This is a genomic window from Candidatus Pseudoscillospira sp. SGI.172 (assembly GCF_050313575.1).
Classification (GTDB): Bacteria; Bacillota; Clostridia; order Oscillospirales; family Oscillospiraceae; genus Vermiculatibacterium.
In genome coordinates this window covers 1-842 of record NZ_JBNPLQ010000082.1, presented here as the reverse complement: position 1 = coordinate 842, position 842 = coordinate 1, and the positions used below count along the sequence as shown (strand labels likewise).

The following is an 842-nucleotide window of genomic DNA, read 5'->3' as shown; positions in this document are numbered from 1 at the left end:
AGCAATCTCAAAGAAATGTTCATTGTGCGCTATGCGGATGACTTCCGTATCTTCTGCCGAAACCGAGAGGACGCGGAGAAGACCATGGAGGCTGTCACAAGGTGGATTACCGAACGGTTGAAGTTGGAGGTCTCCCCAGAGAAAACACGCATTGTCAATGTCCGAAAGCGATACTCCGAGTTTCTCGGCTTCAAAATCATGGTGTACCGCAAGGGTGAAAAGTATGTCGTGAAGTCCCATATCTGTGACAAAAAGCTACAGTTGGAAGAACGCAAGCTCGTTGAGCAGGCAAAGCGAATCGCAAAACCAGCCCGAGGGCGGACGCAGCCGGACGAAATCGGCCTGTTTGACGAAATGGTGCTGGGTATCCAGAACTACTACAGGGTTGCTACCTGTATCAGCCTGGACTGCCGGAGAATCCACCGCAGAGTCATGACAGTGCTGACCAACCGTTTGAACACGGAAACCGGCTGTCAGCTCATCCGGGAGGGCGGTGCCATGACGGACAGCGAAAAAGAACGCTACGGCGCTTCTCAAATGGTGCGGTATGTGTCCGGTATCAACCGGCCAATCTACCCCATTGCGTTCATCAAGTATAAAACCGCAATCGGAATCAGCGCCGCCGTCTGCTGTTTCTCTCCGGCGGGGCGGAAAAAGATACACGATAATCTGGAGATAGATACGACCTTGTTTGCGTATCTGCGAGAACATCTGCCGGAAGGCCACAGCTTGGAATATGCCGATTGCAGGATCTCCCTGCTGTCTGCCCAGAAGGGCAAGTGTGCTATCAGCGGCGAATGGTTCTTGCAGCCGGACAGCATCGTGTGTCACATGAAAGTTCC

General features: G+C 52.9%; 1 protein-coding gene. It reads left to right on the top strand.

Annotated features, from left to right (window positions below; translation table 11 throughout):
• A partial coding sequence (locus ACQRD3_RS13545) for a reverse transcriptase domain-containing protein (RefSeq protein ID WP_427781744.1) occupies positions 1-842 on the top strand: 842 nt, incomplete at both ends.